Origin of the sequence: Lentzea sp. NPDC003310, from assembly GCF_040610935.1 — a bacterium.
Lineage (GTDB): Bacteria > Actinomycetota > Actinomycetes > Mycobacteriales > Pseudonocardiaceae > Lentzea.
In genome coordinates this window covers 244,848-260,461 of record NZ_JBEXNC010000007.1, presented here as the reverse complement: position 1 = coordinate 260,461, position 15,614 = coordinate 244,848, and the positions used below count along the sequence as shown (strand labels likewise).

Below are 15,614 nucleotides of genomic sequence, written 5' to 3'. Positions count from 1 at the left end.
CGTGCTCCTGTCGCCCCGTTCCCGCCGAATCGAGACGCTGTGGAATTGGTTACCCGTGCTTAGTATCGAGACCGTGATCACTGGTGGAGGACTCGTCCGGGCGCGCGGCATCCGGTATGCGACGGCTGACCGTTTCGCCGTTCCGACCCCGGTTCCGTGGGACGGCACGCGGCCCGCCGAACGCGGCCCGGCCTGCCCGCAGCCGCCGTCAGCGCTGGTGTCCGTGGTCGGCAACTCGGTCGAGGGCTTGGAGTTCGACGAGCACTGCCAGGTGCTGTCGGTGACCGCTCCGGCCGGGGCGTCCGGTCTGCCCGTGATGGTGTGGTTCCACGGCGGCGCCTACGTGACCGGCAGCGGCGAGTCCACGAAGTACGAGGCGTCGCTGCTCGCGTCCGAGGGCGTGGTGGTGGTCAGCGTCAGCTACCGCCTCGGCGTCTTCGGCTACCTGCACGACAACCTCGGCCTGCAGGACCAGCTCGTCGCGCTGCGGTGGGTGCGGGACCACGTCGCGGCGTTCGGCGGCGACCCCTCGAACGTCACGGTCTTCGGGCAGTCCGCGGGTGGCGACTCCGTCTACGCGCTGATGCTCACCGACACGGAGAACCTGTTCCACCGCGCGATCATGCAGAGCGCGCCGCTGGGCACGCGCAGCCCGGAACGTCCCGAGATGGCGGCCGCGCTGAGGGCCGCGATCCCGGTCGACGCGGCCACGTCCGTCGAGGACGTCCTGGCGGCGCAGGTCGCGGCCGTCACCGAGGTCGGGCCGAAGTTCTCGCCGTCCGGGGGCATGCCGTTCGCACCGGAACTGGCCGCGGGGCTGGGTTCCGCGCCGTCGCGGGTGGAACTGCTCCTCGGGCACACGGCCGACGACGGCAGCCCGTACGTGCCAGACCCGGAGTACTGGGAGGCCGTGACCGAGCTGATCTTCGCCGGAGGCGCCCGCGACCTCGCGCGGGACTGGGCCGCGGCGGGCGGGCAGGTCGCCACCTACCTGTTCCGGTGGGCGCCGGTCGGCGCGCCGCTCGGCTCGTGCCACTGCATGGAGCTGCCGTTCCTGTTCGACCCCGAGGGCTGGGCGGGCGCGGGGATGCTCGCCGGGCAGGAGCCGGATCCGGTGCTGGCCAAGACGATGCGGGGCGTGTGGGCGGCGTTCGCGCGAAACGGGCTGGACGCGCTGCCGTCCCGTTCGCTTGACTTCGGCGGGTGACCGACCGCGAGCGTTTGCGCACGACGTTCGGTGAGGACGCGGCCCGCTACCACCGGGCACGTCCCACCTATCCCCCGGCGTTGTTCGACCGCCTGACGGGTCCTCGGGTGCTGGAGATCGGCCCCGGCACCGGCCAGGCCACGCTGCCGCTGACCGCGCTCGGCGAGGTGACGGCGGTCGAGCTGAGCCCCGCGCTGGCGGAGGTCGCCCGGTCGCACGCCCCCGCCGCACGGGTCGTGGTGGCGGACTTCGACGTGTGGCCGCTGCCCGCCGAGCCGTTCGACCTCGTGGTGTCGGCGACGGCGTTCCACTGGCTCGACCCCGCGACCCGGATGGCCCGCTGTGCCGCGGCGCTGCGTCCCGGCGGTGCGCTGGCGGTGATCTCGACGCACCACGTCGCGGGCGGGACCGAGGAGTTCTTCGGGGACGTGCAGGAGTGCTACGAGCGCTGGGACCCGAGCACGCCACCGGGGTGGCGGCAGTCGCCCGCCTCGGCGATCCCGTGCGAGTTCGACGAGAGCCCGCTGTTCGGCGAGCCGGAGTTCCACCGGTACGAGTGGGAGCAGGCCTACGACGCGGAGGCGTACGTCGACCTGCTGCTCACGTACTCGAACCACACCGTGCTGCCGGACCGCGACCGGTTGATCGCGGACATCCGGCGGCTGATCGACACGCGGTACGGCGGCCGGGTCGTGAAGCGGTACCTGACCCAGCTCGCCCTCGCGGTCACGGTCGCGGGGACCGGCCGGCCATGACCACCGCGGCGCCGCCGCCACCGACGAGCACGAGCCCGGCGAGGCCGAGCGGGAGCACGTCGAGGCCGGTGAACGCCAGGTTCTCCGCTTCTCTCACCTCCGCCTGAGGCGCCTGCGGCGCCTGCGGAGCTGCCTCGGGAGCCGGTGGGGCACCCCGGGGAGGCTCGGCGGGCGTGGACGGCGGCGTGTGCGCGGGGGTGCAGCCGGTGTGGGCCGGGTTGCCGCGGCCGACGCCGTGGTTCGTGTCGCACTCGTAGCCGGAGTCGGCGTCGGAACCACCGGGCTGCTGACCCCGGGGGTTCTTGTTGTCGGCCTTCCCGACGCACCCGGCGCACGGCTTGCCGGTGGCCTCGCCGGTGCCGTTGCCGTTCTCCGACGGCGAGCCGTCGCGGGTCGAGTCGTACGGGCCGTGCGTGTTCGCACCGTTGCCGCTGAAGTCGGCCTGCGACGGCGGCTGCGGCACCGAGGTGTCCTGAGTGGACGGTCGTGGCGGGACGTTCGGGTTGTTCGTGATCCCGTTCCCCTTGCCGGTGCCGGGGTCGGCGAGCGCCAGGCCGGGCGCCAACGCCAGCGCGGCTGCCACCGCGAGGGCAGGGAGTAGACGCGTTGCCTTCATGCCCGCTTGTCGGTGCCGATGTGACCTGCGTTACACCAGGTCAGCACCCGTCCTCTTCGGACCGGAGCACGGGACCGGTCTTTTTCCCGGTCCGCGCGGGCCATCGCGCAGGAACCAACCGACCACAACACGATCCAACATCCGGGTGCTGCTCACCCTGCAACATGGGCAAGACGCCTAGGATGTTCCGCCAAAGGGGCGGGGAGGACACGCAGGAGCCGTGCCCTGGTACGAGGAGGTGGCATGGCCGTGTCGACGACGGCGTTCAACGAGGGCAGGGCCCCGCAGCGGGGTCGCCCTCGGGACGCCAGCAGGGACGACGCGTTACGTCAGGCAGCGCTCGAGGTGATGGCCGAGGTCGGGTACCGGGCTCTCACCATGGACGCCGTGGCGGCTCGCGCGAGAGCCGGCAAGGCGACGATCTACCGGCGGTGGGAGTCGAAGCTCGATCTCGTGATCGACACGTGCACCCAGCTCGCCACGCAGAACCTCGCGGCACCGGACACCGGTTCACTGGCCGGCGACCTGCGCGAGTTCCTCTCGTCGTTCGCCGCGTTCCTGTCCGGACCGATCGGCAAGGCCGCCCAGGCGCTCGTGGGCGAACTGCCGCACGAACCCGAGCTGGCGGCGGCGTTCCGGGAGACGTTCCTGATCTCGCAGCGCGACGTGCTGCGCGGGATCCTCGACCGGGCCGCGGAACGGGGCGAGCTGAGGGCCGACGCACCGCGCGGCATGGCGGTGGAGATCGCGGGCGCGGCCCTGATCTACCGGCTGATGCTGACCGGGGACCCGCTCGACGAACCGTTCGTGGAGAAGGTCGTCGAGCAGGTGCTCCTGCCGTTGGTGCGCGTTTCCTAGCGGAACAGCTTCCGGACCAGCGCGAAGCCGACCACCGCGCCGACCGCGATCAACGTGTACTTGACCTTGGGCTGGCTCAGCACGTCGAGCACGGACGACTTGCCCTGCTCGACGAGCTTCTGCGGGTTGGCGCGCTCGCTGAGCTCGTCCAGGGTGGCGGCCAGCGCGGTGCGAGCCTGCTCGATCTCGCGCTGGATGGTGTCGGGATCGCGAGCCACATGTCCTCCTAGCAGCGGTTCTGCCCGCAACCGTAGTGGACGGCCGGGGGTGCGGCTTCGCGCGACCCGGGAGAGCGGGTCCATGGAGGGCCGATAGGCTTCCACCCGAGGGGTCGTAGCCCAATTGGCAGAGGCACTGGGTTTAGGTCCCAGCCAGTGGGGGTTCGAGTCCCCCCGACCTCATTGATCAGCGGTTTTCAGCGGTTCGCCGCGGGATTCGCCCGCGGTGGACCACTGCTGCGCGAACCGTTCCCTCCCGTAGAGCCGGACCGACTCGAGCTGCTCGAACCGGCCGGCGCCGGTGGAGGTCAGCAACGACTTGGCCACCAGCGCGGACAGCAGCACCAGCACCCGGTCCGCCGGCAGGTCGCACGCCTGCACCGCGACGTCGAGCCCGAACCCGCCGGACCCCTGTGAGATGCACCGGAACACGTGCTTCTCCTCGGCGCTCAGGTGGTCGTAGCTCCACCCGATCGCGGCGCGCAGGCTCTGGTGGCGCACGGCCGCCGTGCGGTTGCCCCGGTTGAGCAGCTCCAGCCGGTCGTCGAGCCGGGCCAGGAGCTCCTCGACGGGCAGCAGGGTGACGAGCCTCGCCGCGAGCTCGATGGCGAGCGGCAGCCGGTCCAGCCGCGCGCACAGGGCGGCCAGCGCGTCCCGGTCCCCCAGCCGCAGCCCCACCTGGTTGGCGCGGGCCCGGTCCGCGAACAGCTCGACGGCGTCCGTGATCGACAACGGCGGCACCGCGAACAGCACCTCACCCGGCACCCGCAGCGGCTCCCGACTGGTCGCGATCACCGTGAGACCGGCGCACCCGAGCAGCAACGGCTCCAGCACCGCCGCACACTCGGCCGCGACGCGGTCGCAGTCGTCCAGCACCAGCACCGTCTCCCGCCCCGCCAGCGCCCGCACGAGGGCGCTCAGCGCGGGTTCCCGCCCGGCCTGCTCACCGAGGGCGGCCGCACAGGCCCGTGCCACGTCCGCGACCGAACCGAGCCCGACCCACGTCGCCCGGCCGCCGGTGAACTCCTTGACGAGCCGACTCTTCCCGACACCGGCCGGCCCGACCAGCGTGAGCAGGCGCGTGCCACTGATCCGGCCCAGCCGGGCCAGTTCGGAGTCGCGGCCGAGGAAACTGTCCAGTGCCGTAACGGGTTCGCGGACGCGCCGCCGGTAGGCCGCTGCCGGCAGGCGTTCGAGCAGTACCGCGCGTGTCTGCGCCGCGAGGTGGCGGTGCCGCAGATCGCACACGTCCCCACCTGGTCAGCCATCGAAATCCATCGTAGCCAAACGACTACCGCCCGGAAAGGCCTTTCCCCGTCGTCGTGGACGATCGGACCGGTACTTCTTGCAACTTTTAGTCCTTTGTGGACTCACCCCTAGTGGTTAACCCCGAGCCGGGAGGTGAGGTTTTCCCCACCCCAACTGTGCGGAACACCCCAATGCCCTCCCCCCTCCCCATCCGTACCGTGGAACCCATGAACTTGGTCGACTGGGTCACCGACCTGATGCACACGGCCGGCGCACCCGGAGCGGCTATGGCGATCGCGCTGGAGAACCTGTTCCCACCGCTGCCGAGCGAGGTCTTCCTGCCCCTGGCCGGCTTCACCGCGGCCCAGGGCAAGATGTCGCTGCTGGACGCCATCGCCTGGACCACCCTCGGCTCGGTGGCAGGCGCACTCCTGCTCTACTGGGTGGGCGCCGCGCTGGGCCGCGACCGAGTCCGCCGCATCGCCTCCCGCATGCCCCTGGTCCGAGTGTCCGATGTGGACAAGACAGAGGCCTGGTTCCTGCGCAACGGCTACCGGGCGGTCTTCTTCGGCCGCATGATCCCGGTCTTCCGCAGCCTGATCTCGATCCCGGCAGGCGTGGAACGCATGCGCTTAGCCCCGTTCGTCGCCTACACGGCCGCAGGCAGCCTCCTGTGGAACACGGCCCTGATCCTCGCGGGCTACCTGCTGGGCGACAACTGGCATCTGGTCGAGCAGTACGTGGGCATCGTCTCGAAGGCGGTCCTGGCCCTAGCAGCAATCGCCGCCCTCGCCTTCGTGGCAACCCGAGCAGCCAAGAAGCGCTCCAAATCCGAAGTCTGAGCCGGCCGCCCCAGCCGCGTCATCCCCAGCTCCACCGGCCCACCCCCGGAGTCCACAGCCCCCAGCCACCGCCTCGGCGCGGCGGGCCATCAAGCCGCCCAGCCACCAGGCCTCAAGCCCCGAAGGCGGCCAGCTCCCCAGCACGGCACAGCAACTGGACCACCCGCGACCACCCACCGCTCCCCGACGGCCCAGCCACCCCAGCGCTACCGAGCCACCCAGCGCGACCCAGCCTCTCCAGCGCATCCCAGCACTCCAGCGCAATAAGCACTCAGCTCCCGGCCAAGCCCCAACCCGTGCGGCCCAACCACCCAGCGCCCCTGTCCCAGCCCAGCGCGGTCCCAACTCAGCGCGGCCCCAACCAGCCACCGCCAGCCAGTCGCCTCCACCCCAGCCACCTTCACCCCAGCCAGCCCCGGCTCAGCCAGCCCCGGCTCAGCGCGGTCCCAGCCAGCGCGGTCCCAGCCAGCGCGGTCCCAGCCAGCGCGGTCCCAGCCAGCGCGGTCCCAGCCAGCGCGGTCCCAGCCAGCGCGATCCCAGCCCGCCCCGGCCCGGCCGGCCCGGCCCGGCCCGCCACCGTCAGCCAGCCACCTCCACCTCAGCGCGGTCCCAGCCCAGCGCCGTCCCAGCCCCCATCCCGGCTCTCCACCCCCAGCGCGGTCCCAGCCCAGCGCGGTCCCAGCCCCCGCCTCCGGCCCACCGTCAGCCCGCCACCTTCACCCCGCCCAAGTACCGAACCAGCTCCCGCACAGCACTCCGCCCAGCCCGGTTGGCCCCGATGGTGCTGGCCGAAGGCCCGTACCCCACCAGGTGGATCCGCGGATCCGCCACCACCCGAGTCCCCTCCACCTGGATCCCCCCACCCGCACCCCGCAGGTGCAACGGCGCCAGGTGCTCCAAGTCGTGCCGAAACCCCGTGGCCCACAGGATCACGTCAGCCTCGAACCGCTCCCCGGAATCCCACTCCACCCCACCAGGCGTGATCCGCGAGAACATCGGCCACCGCTCCAGCACCCCGGAGTCCAGCGCCGCACGGGTCGCGTCGTTCAACGCCAGCCCGGTCACGCTGACCACGCTGCGCGGGATCAACCCGGCCCGCACGCGTTCCTCGACCATCCCGACCACCCAGCGGCCGTAGTCCTCGGTGAACGGTCCCTCCCGCCACACCGGTTCGTGCCGCGTGACCCAGCGGGTCTCCGCCGCGAAAGGACCGAGTTCCATCAACTGCTGCGTCGCCGACGCACCACCACCCACTACCACCACTCGCTTGCCCGCGAAGTCCGAAGGCCCCCGGTAGTCGGCGGTGTGCAACTGACGTCCCGAGAACGTCTCCTGGCCCGGGTAGTGCGGCCAGAACGGTCGGCGCCACGTGCCGGTCGCGTTGATCAGGCCACGCGCGGTCCAGACGCCGGCGCTCGTCTCCACCTTGAGCAGTTCGCCGTCGTTCACGACCTGCGTGACGTTCACGGGTCGGACGACGGGCAGGTCGAAGAGTTGTTCGTAGCGGGCGAAGTACGACGGGATCGCCTCGTTGGCGGGCTCGTCCGGCGACGGCTGTTCGAACGGCATGCCGGGCAGCTCGTGGATGCCGTGCACGGTCCGCATCCGCAGGCTCGGCCAGCGGTGCAGCCAGGCGCCGCCGGGAGCGTCGTTCGCGTCCAGCAGCACGTGGTCCACACCGCGCCGCCGCAAGAAGTAGGAGGCGGACAGGCCCGCCTGTCCCGCGCCGATCACCACCACGTCCGTCACACCACGAACAACGATGGGAGGCCTCCGCTCCTTCTCCCTTTGTGAGCCACGAAACATCCGGCAAAAATGGAACAAGATCGCTAGCTTCGGGGAGCGTGCACCTACTTCTGAGCATGGCATTGCTCGCGGCACCCGTCTCCACGACGGCGCCCGTCCCCGAACCGACGGCCTCCTACGCGGTCTACGACCGGATCACGCACCAGGTGACCGGCCGGGACGTGCACAAACCGATCAGGTCCGCCTCGCTGGTGAAGATCCTGATCGCGATCGAACAGCTGGAGACGCGCGGCGACGACCCGCGCATCGAACCGATGTTGAGGGTCAGCGACGACTACGCGGCCAGCGAGCTGTGGGTCGAGAACGGCTGGGAGCAGGTCGTCGTGCGCACGGCCGAGCGGTTGAAGCTCAAGGACACCCGCCCACCGGAGAACCGCGGCATGTGGGGCTACACGGCCGTCAGCGCGCATGACGTCGTAAAGATCTATCGGTACGTGCTGGAGGAAGCGAAGCCACACGTGCGGCGCACGATCATGGGCCACCTGCAACGGGCCGAGAAGTGCGCGTCCGACGGGTTCGACCAGTCGTTCGGGTTGCCGTCGGCGACGTGGAAGCCCGCGTTCAAGCAGGGGTGGTCGGGCTTCGGCGACCCGACGACGCCGTGCGTGAACCGGCCGCGTCCGCGCATCCAGTGGGAGCTCGACACCAAGTCGCCTGCTCTGCACACGTCCGGGACGTGCTGGTTCAGCATCGTCGCGGTCCTGACGCTGCACCCGGAGGGCACCACCTACGAGAAGGCCGCGAAACGAGTTACCCGGCTCACGGAAGAAGTGACGAAGTATCGGTGTTGATCGATGCATGAGCCGTCTGAGTGAGATCCCGCTGTCCGTGCTCGACCTCGCGCCCATCACGTCGGGGTCGGACGCGACCACCGCGTTGCGGAACTCGCGGGAACTCGCTCAGCAGGCAGAACGCCTCGGCTACCACCGCTACTGGTTCGCCGAGCACCACAACATGCCGGGCATCGCCTCGTCCGCGCCGGCCGTGCTGATCGGTCACATCGCGGACGCGACCGAGACGATCCGCGTCGGGTCCGGCGGCGTCATGCTGCCGAACCACGCGCCGCTCGTGGTCGCCGAGCAGTTCGGCATGCTCGAGGCGCTGCACCCCGGCCGCATCGACCTGGGCATCGGCCGCGCGCCCGGCACCGACCAGAAGACGGCGCGGGCGTTGCGGCGCACGGAAGCCGGTCTCTCGGCGGAGAACTTCCCGCAGGAGCTGACCGAGCTGATCAAGTACTTCGAGGGCACCGCCGAGCTCAACGCCGTGCCCGCCGCGGGCAACAAGCCGCCGATCTGGCTGCTGGGGTCGTCCGGCTACAGCGCGCAGGCCGCCGGGATGCTGGGACTGCCGTTCGCGTTCGCCCACCACTTCAGCGCCCAGAACACGTTGCCGGCACTGGAGTTGTACCGCCGCCACTTCCGGCCGTCCGAGGTGCTCGACGAGCCGTACGCGATGGTGTGCGCCTCCGTGCTCGTCGCCGACACCGACGAGCACGCCCAGTACATCGCAGGTCCGGGAGCGCTCTCATTCGTGCGGCTGCGCCAAGGCCGCCCCGGCCCGCTGGCGACGCCCCAGGAGGCCGCGGACTACCCGTACACCGAGATCGACCGCCTCGTGGTGGAAGACCGCATGTCCACGCAGATCATCGGATCCCCCTCAACGGTCCGTTCCGGGCTGGACGAGTTGATGGAGTCGACGGCGGCCGACGAGCTCATGGTGACGACCATCGTGCACGGCCACGATGACCGTCTGCGTTCGTTCGAACTCCTCAGCGAGATCGCCGAACGGACGCCGTCGCTGGGCCGTTCAGCCGCACATACGTGAGTCGGCCACGCGTGACCTTCACGTTTTGTACGACTGACACTGCTCTGAACGGGTGATAAACGGCTCCGCTTGTAGCGCGTGGCACACAGTGGGCGATGATCGGTGTGAGCGCGCACGCCCCCCGACGCGCTCCCTAGCTTCACCCAGTGGTCTCGACCACTAGGACGGCGTGGGGCCGGCGCTCTCTGTGGCGCCGCCCACGCCGCCCATCACGAGTCGGCCACGGCCCGGCACCAGGTCCGCTTCTTCAGGCCTCTTTCGTTCGCACTCCCCCTTCTGCACCGTCACAGTTGACGTGAGTCGTTCACACCCACCGCCGGGGTGGGAAAGGGGAGTTCGTGAAGTTCGCCAAATCGGCCGCGGGCCTGTGCCTGTTGCTGGCCGTGGCGGGATGTGCGGGCCCCAGTGTCGCCGTCACCCCCGACGAGAACCTGACGGTCGAGCAACGAGCCGAGACACCGAGCGCGTCCGGCGCCGCGGCCTTCGGCACGCAACGCGTGTGGGCGTCCGGCCTCTCCGTCGTGATCTCCGCACCGCGCTCCCTCGAGCCGTCCGAAACGGCGATCCCGAAGGCAGATCGCACCGCGGTCTTCACGATCACCGTCTACAACGGCTCCAAGACCCCGTACCGCCCGTCGCAGCTGGCCGTCCGCGCGACGGCGAACGGCGACCCGGCGGCCGAGCTCGTCGACTCGGTGCAGGGCCTCAACGGCCTCGGCACCGCCGTGGCCGAACTCCCGCCCGGCCGCGACACCCAGCTCCAACTGGCGTTCGCGGTACCGGAGTCGACCGTGCGCATGCAGCTGACCGTCCAGCCGGGCGGACAGGGCCAGGACGCGCCCACCGTCTTCGAGGGCCAGGCGTAGTCCCGGGAATAGTCTCTGGGGCATGACCAGTCGTCTCGAACCGGGCGACACCGCGCCCGCCTTCACGCTGCCCGACAGCGAGGGCAAGCCGGTGTCCCTGTCCGACTACCTCGGCAAGTCCGTGGTCGTGTACTTCTACCCGGCCGCCAGCACGCCGGGCTGCACGAAGCAGGCCTGCGACTTCCGCGACAACCTGGGCGCCCTCGCCGACTCCGGCTACGAGGTCGTCGGCATCTCGCCCGACAAGCAGGAGAAGCTGGCCAAGTTCCGCGACTCCGAAGGCCTGAACTTCCCGCTCCTCGGCGACCCGGACAAGAAGGTCCTGACCGAGTGGGGTGCCTTCGGCGAGAAGCAGAACTACGGCCGCACCGTCCAGGGCGTCATCCGCTCGACGTTCCTCGTCGGCCCGGACGGCAAGATCGTGAAGGCCATGTACAACGTCCGCGCCACCGGCCACGTGGCCAAACTGCTGCGCGAACTCCCTGCCTAGTTCACCCGATGTGAGACCGCCGTCGCCGAAACGCGACGGCGGTCCTTTTTTCGGGTATGGTCGAGACGAGGGCGTGCACAAAGCCGCCCCTTGTTCCGGTGAGGGTGATACACCGTGTGTCGCGTGACGGCACCTAACGGCCCCGACATCCCGTCTGATTTCGTCTTGCGAGTCCACTTCCCCACGCGCGGCGGCTGACCAGGCGTTTCCGCCTCAAGCCACCCGTTCTCTTCAACACGCACGCGTCACGCTGCGTGCATTTCGCGCTGGGAAAATTCAATGCTCAAGTGGATACTGCTCGCCCTCGCCGTGGGCGCGGAGGTTTTCGCGACCCTCTGCCTCAAATACTCCGACGGCTTCACCAAACCCTGGCCGGTGGCGGGCCTCGCAACCGGCTTCCTGACCGCCCTGTACCTCGAATCGCTCGTGATCAGAATGGGCGTCCCGGTAGCCATCACGTACGCGATCTGGGCAGGCGCCGGCATCGCCCTGGTGGCCATCACCAGCCGAGTGCTCTTCGCCGACCCGCTGAACCTCGCGATGCTGGGCGGCATGGCCCTGATCGCCGCAGGCGTCTGCGTCGTGTCGGTCGCCTCCCACGCCCAGGCAGCCGTCTAACCTCGTTTGGGTGGGCTTAGAAATCCAGGCCGTCTCCAAACTCGGCCAGTCAGTAGCACTCCGAGCCGCCACCGAGTGGCTGGCAAGTCACACCGACGAGCGCTCGCTGTCGCTCACCGAACTGGCCGCGGCCGAACTCTCCAAGCCCACCCAGCAGGCCAAGCTGAAGACCCTGGTCGAACACATCGGCCACCAGGTGACCGAACAACTGGAATCGGCCCTGGACCGCTTCTCCGACAACGACATCGCCTCCTCCCTCACCGCAGTGGAGGAGGCACTCTCGTACGTCGACCTGTCCGACGCGGCCCTCCTCGCCGACGACGCCGACCCGGAGACCCTGGCCCAACGCATCCGCCGCTCGGTGCCGCGCGCCGATCTGGGCCGCTGCTACGAACTCGCCCTCGACCAGTCCTGCCGCTACCTCGTGCAGATCGTCAGGGCACTTCCGTCGTTCCAGCCGCGAGCCCTGGCCGAGGTTCTGTCCCGCGCCACCGCTCAAGCCGCTCAACTCGACGACGTCTTGTCCAGACTCCCCCGCACCTCGCTGTACGCGCCGCAGGGCACCGACAACGACGACGAGTTCCGCGACGAGTACCTGCGCTACATCGGGGCTTCCCTGGACCACCTGGAACTCCTGGGCCTGTCGATGAAGGACCGGCCGCGCCTCGCGCTGAGCGTCGCCTACCTGAGCCTCACGGTCCTGGGCGAGAAACGGCAACAACCAAGCTGGTTCACTGAAGTCGACCACCTCCAGCACTCAGGCGTGCGAGTCGAAGAAGCGCTCGCACAACGGACCTACGTGCGAGGTGAAGCCGGTTCGGGAAAGACCACACTGCTCGACTGGCTCGCGGTGACAGCCGCTCGCGGTGGGTTCAGCGGCAACCTCGAGCCGTGGAACGGGTTGGTGCCGTTCCCGATCCGCCTGCGCGCGTACGTGGAAGATCGCCTGCCCAAGCCGGAACAGTTCGTCACCGACTGGCTCACGGGTGTCATGCCCGCCGCGTGGGTGCACCGCGTTCTGCACGCGGGCAAAGGACTTCTGCTCGTGGACGGCGTCGACGAAGTGCCACCGCACAAGCGGCAGAAGGTCCGCGAGTGGCTGCGGGAGTTGCTGCACACCTTCCCCGAAGCCCAGGTCGTGGTGACCGCACGCCCCGCCGCCACGGACGAGAAGTGGTTGGCAGAGCTGGCCTTCGAGTCGGTCGAGCTGGAGCAGATGAGCCCTGGCGACGTGAAGGTCTTCCTGCAGCGCTGGCACGAGGCAGCCGGTGCCCCCGAGGAGACCCAACGGCGGTTGCTCACCCAGCTCGAAAGCCGCCGGCACCTGCAGGGCCTGGCTTCGTCACCTCTGCTGTGCGCGATGTTGTGCGCGTTGAACCTCGGCAGGATCTCCGAACTGCCGCACAGTCGAATGGAGCTGTACTCCGCCGCGTTGGCGATGCTGCTCGACCTGCGCGACGCCGAACGCGGCATCGCCCGGATCCTGACCGCTTCGGACAAGACGGTGGTGCTGCGCGACCTCGCTTGGCGCCTGCAACTGGGTGGGTTGACCCAGCTCTCCACCGCCAGGGTGCGCGAGCACATCACGCGCAAGCTCCGTTCCATGCCCAACGTCGACGAGCAGTCCGAAGCCGTCCTCACCCACCTGCTGGAGCGGAGTGGTGTCGTCCGCGAGCCGGTTCCCGGCCGGGTCGACTTCGTGCACAGGACCTTCCAGGAGTACCTCGCCGGCGAAGAAGCCATGCAGGACGGTCAGGTCGAGACGCTGATCGCTCACGCCCACCAGGACTCGTGGACGCAGACGATCGTGCTGGCCTGCGGCCACGGCCAGCGATCGCAGGTGAACGAGTTGCTGACCGGCGTGCTGGACCGGGCCGATCGTGAACCGCGCAGGGCTCGGAAGCTCCGGCTTCTCGCCGCCGCGTGCCTGGAAACGGTCCTCGACGCCGACGCCGAGGTATGCGATCGGATCGACGCGATCATCCGGGACCGGCTCGTGCCACCGCGCAGCAAGAAGGAGACGGCATCGCTGGCGACGATCGGCCACCGGGTGCTCCGCTACCTGCCCAACTCGCTCGACGAGCTCTCCGCGGCCTCAGCTGCCGCGACGGTCCGCAGCGCCGCGCTGGTGGGATCGCCGGAGGCACTGACCAAACTCAAGGATTACGCGTCTGATCCCAGATCACAGGTGCAGGAGGCGCTGCTCAGTGCCTGGCTGCACTTCGACCTCCAGCGCTACGCCGAAGAGGTCCTCGCAGACGCAGCGCTGAAGGGAGGGGTGGTCATGGTGGAATCGGTTCGCCAGCTTCCCCACCTGGCTCGGCTCACCCGACTAACAGGCCTGAGTCTCTCGCTGCACAGGTCAGAGTTTCCAGTGGATTTCAGCTTCATCGAAGATCTTCCTCGACTACGCATGATCGTCGCATTACTGCGTGGCGAAATCGACCTCGAACCGTTCAGAGGGACAGAACTTCAGTTCGCTCAACTGATCGATGCACGGTGCTACATCAACACCGCGTCCATGCCGAGCGTCCCAACCCTAGGTTTGATCCAGAAAGATCCGTGGTCAAGCCTGGACTTCCTCCGCGGCAAGTCGGTGAGCACCCTCATTCTCAGCGGCGCGGCGCCGGAATGTGATCTGGGTGCCTTGGCCGAAGTGACCGGCCTGAGCAGCCTGTCGTTCAGCGGAGCAGTCAGCCTCGAGACGTTCCCGCAACTGCCGGGGCTACGAAGCCTGACTCTGATGAGCGGAAGTTCTGTCGACGTTCGTCCGCTGCAGGATCAGTCGCTGACACTGAGGCTCTACAGGAGGAAGACCTATGTTGGGGTCGAAGAACTCGGCCCCAACATCACCGTCGACTGGGTCGGCTAGACGAGCTTGCGCAGGTGTGGCACCAGGAGCTTGAGCGCGCGCCCCCGGTGGGACTCCGCGTCCTTCTCCTCCGCCGTCATCTCGGCAGAGGTGACCGAAGACCCCTCCGGCACGAAGATCGGGTCGTACCCAAAGCCATTGGTCCCACGACGAGCGCGAAGCAAAGTGCCACGCCACTCCCCACGAACCACAACCTCTTCCCCACCCGGCACAACAAGAGCCACGACAGACACGAACGCCGCACCACGCCGCTCGTCCGGCACGTCGCCCATCTGACCGAGCAACAGGTCCAGGTTCGCGTCGTCATCCCCGTGACGCCCAGACCACCGGGCGGACAGCACGCCAGGCATGCCGTTCAACTCGTCGACAGCCAGCCCGGAGTCATCGGCAACGGACACCAGACCCGTGGCCGCAGCAGCGTCACGAGCCTTCGCCAGCGCGTTGCCCTCGAAGTCGGGCGCGGTCTCCGGCGCCTCGGGGAACTCCGGCACGTCCGAAAGCGACAGCACCTCGATGCCGTCCAACGACTCCGCCACCACGATGCGCTGCAACTCACGGAGCTTCTTCGCGTTGCGCGACGCCAGGAGCAGCTTCACCGCTTGCCACCGGACTTCGGCTCCGGCAGCACACCGGGGTACGGCTCGGCCAGCGCGCGAGCCTGCAGGCGGTTGAGCTCGGCGCAGCCGCGCAGCGCGACGTCCAGCATGCGGTCCAAAGTGGACCGCGCGAACGTGGCTCCCTCGCCCGTGCCCTGCACCTCGATCAACGTGCCCGCGTCGGTGGCGACGACGTTCATGTCGACCTCGGCCCGCGAGTCCTCCTCGTACGGCAGGTCGAGCCGGACGCGGCCGTCGACCACGCCGACGGACACGGCGGAGACCGCGCACGAGAGAGGTGACGGGTCGGCCAGGCGGCCTGCCGCTCCCAGATACGTGACGGCGTCGGCCAGGGCCACGTAGGCGCCGGTGATCGCCGCCGTGCGGGTGCCGCCGTCGGCCTGGATGACGTCGCAGTCGATGACGATCGTGTTCTCGCCGAGGGCCGCGAGGTCGATGCACGCCCGCAGGGACCTGCCGATCAGGCGCGAGATCTCGTGCGTGCGGCCGCCGATGCGGCCCTTCACGGACTCGCGGTCGCTGCGGCTGTGCGTGGCCGAGGGGAGCATCGCGTACTCGGCGGTCACCCAGCCGAGGCCGGAGCCCTGACGCCACCTGGGGACGCCTTCGGTGACACTCGCGGCGCACAGCACGCGGGTGTTCCCGAACTCGATCAGGACCGAGCCCGCGGGCCAGGTCTGATATCCACGCGTGATCCGGATGTCACGCAACACGTCGTCGTTTCGGCCGTCGCTTCGCACCACGGCGCCTACCCTAATGAACCCTGCGGAGCGC

General features: G+C 69.4%; 16 protein-coding genes and 1 tRNA gene. 11 read left to right on the top strand and 6 right to left on the bottom strand.

The window, feature by feature from the left end; genetic code table 11:
- Positions 1-73 precede the first annotated feature (73 nt).
- Entirely contained in the window at positions 74-1,207 is a 1,134-nt protein-coding gene (locus tag ABZX02_RS16395) for a carboxylesterase family protein (RefSeq protein WP_355298872.1), read from the top strand.
- Entirely contained in the window at positions 1,204-1,962 is a 759-nt protein-coding gene (locus tag ABZX02_RS16390; protein WP_355298870.1) for a class I SAM-dependent methyltransferase, read from the top strand. The genes ABZX02_RS16395 and ABZX02_RS16390 overlap by 4 nt, the downstream gene beginning before the upstream one ends.
- Here ABZX02_RS16390 and ABZX02_RS16385 read toward each other — a convergent pair.
- Entirely contained in the window at positions 1,934-2,578 is a 645-nt protein-coding gene (locus ABZX02_RS16385) for a hypothetical protein (protein WP_355298868.1), read from the bottom strand. The two genes, ABZX02_RS16390 and ABZX02_RS16385, sit on opposite strands and share 29 nt — an antisense overlap.
- 243 nt (positions 2,579-2,821) lie before the next feature.
- On the opposite strand from ABZX02_RS16385, the gene ABZX02_RS16380 reads away from it, so the two are divergent.
- On the top strand, positions 2,822-3,436 hold the full coding sequence (locus tag ABZX02_RS16380) for a TetR/AcrR family transcriptional regulator (RefSeq protein ID WP_355298867.1): 615 nt from the start codon (positions 2,822-2,824) through the stop codon (positions 3,434-3,436).
- On the opposite strand, the gene ABZX02_RS16375 is transcribed toward ABZX02_RS16380, so the two are convergent.
- Positions 3,433-3,654 (bottom strand): DUF3618 domain-containing protein, encoded by a 222-nt coding sequence (locus ABZX02_RS16375; protein WP_030469566.1) that lies wholly within the window; start codon positions 3,652-3,654, stop codon positions 3,433-3,435. The genes ABZX02_RS16380 and ABZX02_RS16375 overlap by 4 nt on opposite strands.
- 109 nt (positions 3,655-3,763) lie before the next feature.
- Between ABZX02_RS16375 and ABZX02_RS16370 the strand changes: the two genes are divergently transcribed.
- Positions 3,764-3,837: transfer RNA gene (locus ABZX02_RS16370), tRNA-Leu, on the top strand.
- Here ABZX02_RS16370 and ABZX02_RS16365 read toward each other — a convergent pair.
- Positions 3,835-4,902 carry a hypothetical protein gene (locus ABZX02_RS16365; protein ID WP_355298864.1) on the bottom strand — a complete coding sequence of 356 codons (1,068 nt, stop codon included), beginning with the start codon at positions 4,900-4,902 and terminating at the stop codon, positions 3,835-3,837. The genes ABZX02_RS16370 and ABZX02_RS16365 overlap by 3 nt on opposite strands.
- Positions 4,903-5,129: 227 nt before the next feature.
- Here ABZX02_RS16365 and ABZX02_RS16360 point away from each other — a divergent pair, with 227 nt between their 5' ends.
- On the top strand, positions 5,130-5,744 hold the full coding sequence (locus tag ABZX02_RS16360) for a DedA family protein (RefSeq protein WP_355298862.1): 615 nt from the start codon (positions 5,130-5,132) through the stop codon (positions 5,742-5,744).
- 702 nt (positions 5,745-6,446) lie between these two features.
- On the opposite strand, the gene ABZX02_RS16355 is transcribed toward ABZX02_RS16360, so the two are convergent.
- Complete coding sequence (locus tag ABZX02_RS16355; RefSeq protein WP_355298860.1) at positions 6,447-7,550, bottom strand: FAD-dependent oxidoreductase; 1,104 nt, start codon at positions 7,548-7,550, stop codon at positions 6,447-6,449.
- Between the two features lie 38 nt (positions 7,551-7,588).
- Between ABZX02_RS16355 and ABZX02_RS16350 the strand changes: the two genes are divergently transcribed.
- From ABZX02_RS16350 to ABZX02_RS16325, 6 genes are all read left to right on the top strand, one after another.
- The gene (locus tag ABZX02_RS16350; RefSeq protein WP_355298858.1) at positions 7,589-8,341 is read left to right on the top strand and encodes a hypothetical protein; all 753 of its coding nucleotides are present in this window, start codon (positions 7,589-7,591) and stop codon (positions 8,339-8,341) included.
- 7 nt (positions 8,342-8,348) lie between these two features.
- Positions 8,349-9,377 carry an LLM class flavin-dependent oxidoreductase gene (locus ABZX02_RS16345; RefSeq protein WP_355298856.1) on the top strand — a complete coding sequence of 343 codons (1,029 nt, stop codon included), beginning with the start codon at positions 8,349-8,351 and terminating at the stop codon, positions 9,375-9,377.
- A gap of 338 nt (positions 9,378-9,715) precedes the next feature.
- Positions 9,716-10,243 carry a hypothetical protein gene (locus tag ABZX02_RS16340; protein ID WP_355298855.1) on the top strand — a complete coding sequence of 176 codons (528 nt, stop codon included), beginning with the start codon at positions 9,716-9,718 and terminating at the stop codon, positions 10,241-10,243.
- Between the two features lie 22 nt (positions 10,244-10,265).
- Positions 10,266-10,733 carry a thioredoxin-dependent thiol peroxidase gene (gene bcp / locus ABZX02_RS16335; RefSeq protein ID WP_355298854.1) on the top strand — a complete coding sequence of 156 codons (468 nt, stop codon included), beginning with the start codon at positions 10,266-10,268 and terminating at the stop codon, positions 10,731-10,733.
- Positions 10,734-11,012: 279 nt separating this feature from the next.
- Entirely contained in the window at positions 11,013-11,351 is a 339-nt protein-coding gene (locus tag ABZX02_RS16330) for a multidrug efflux SMR transporter (protein ID WP_355298852.1), read from the top strand.
- Between the two features lie 10 nt (positions 11,352-11,361).
- Complete coding sequence (locus ABZX02_RS16325) at positions 11,362-14,223, top strand: NACHT domain-containing protein (RefSeq protein ID WP_355298850.1); 2,862 nt, start codon at positions 11,362-11,364, stop codon at positions 14,221-14,223.
- Here ABZX02_RS16325 and rdgB read toward each other — a convergent pair.
- Together rdgB and rph are read right to left on the bottom strand one after the other, a co-directional pair.
- Positions 14,220-14,819 carry an RdgB/HAM1 family non-canonical purine NTP pyrophosphatase gene (gene rdgB, locus ABZX02_RS16320; RefSeq protein ID WP_355298849.1) on the bottom strand — a complete coding sequence of 200 codons (600 nt, stop codon included), beginning with the start codon at positions 14,817-14,819 and terminating at the stop codon, positions 14,220-14,222. The two genes, ABZX02_RS16325 and rdgB, sit on opposite strands and share 4 nt — an antisense overlap.
- On the bottom strand, positions 14,816-15,583 hold the full coding sequence (gene rph, locus ABZX02_RS16315; RefSeq protein WP_355298847.1) for a ribonuclease PH: 768 nt from the start codon (positions 15,581-15,583) through the stop codon (positions 14,816-14,818). Before rph ends, rdgB begins: the two co-directional genes overlap by 4 nt.
- Positions 15,584-15,614: the final 31 nt, after the last annotated feature.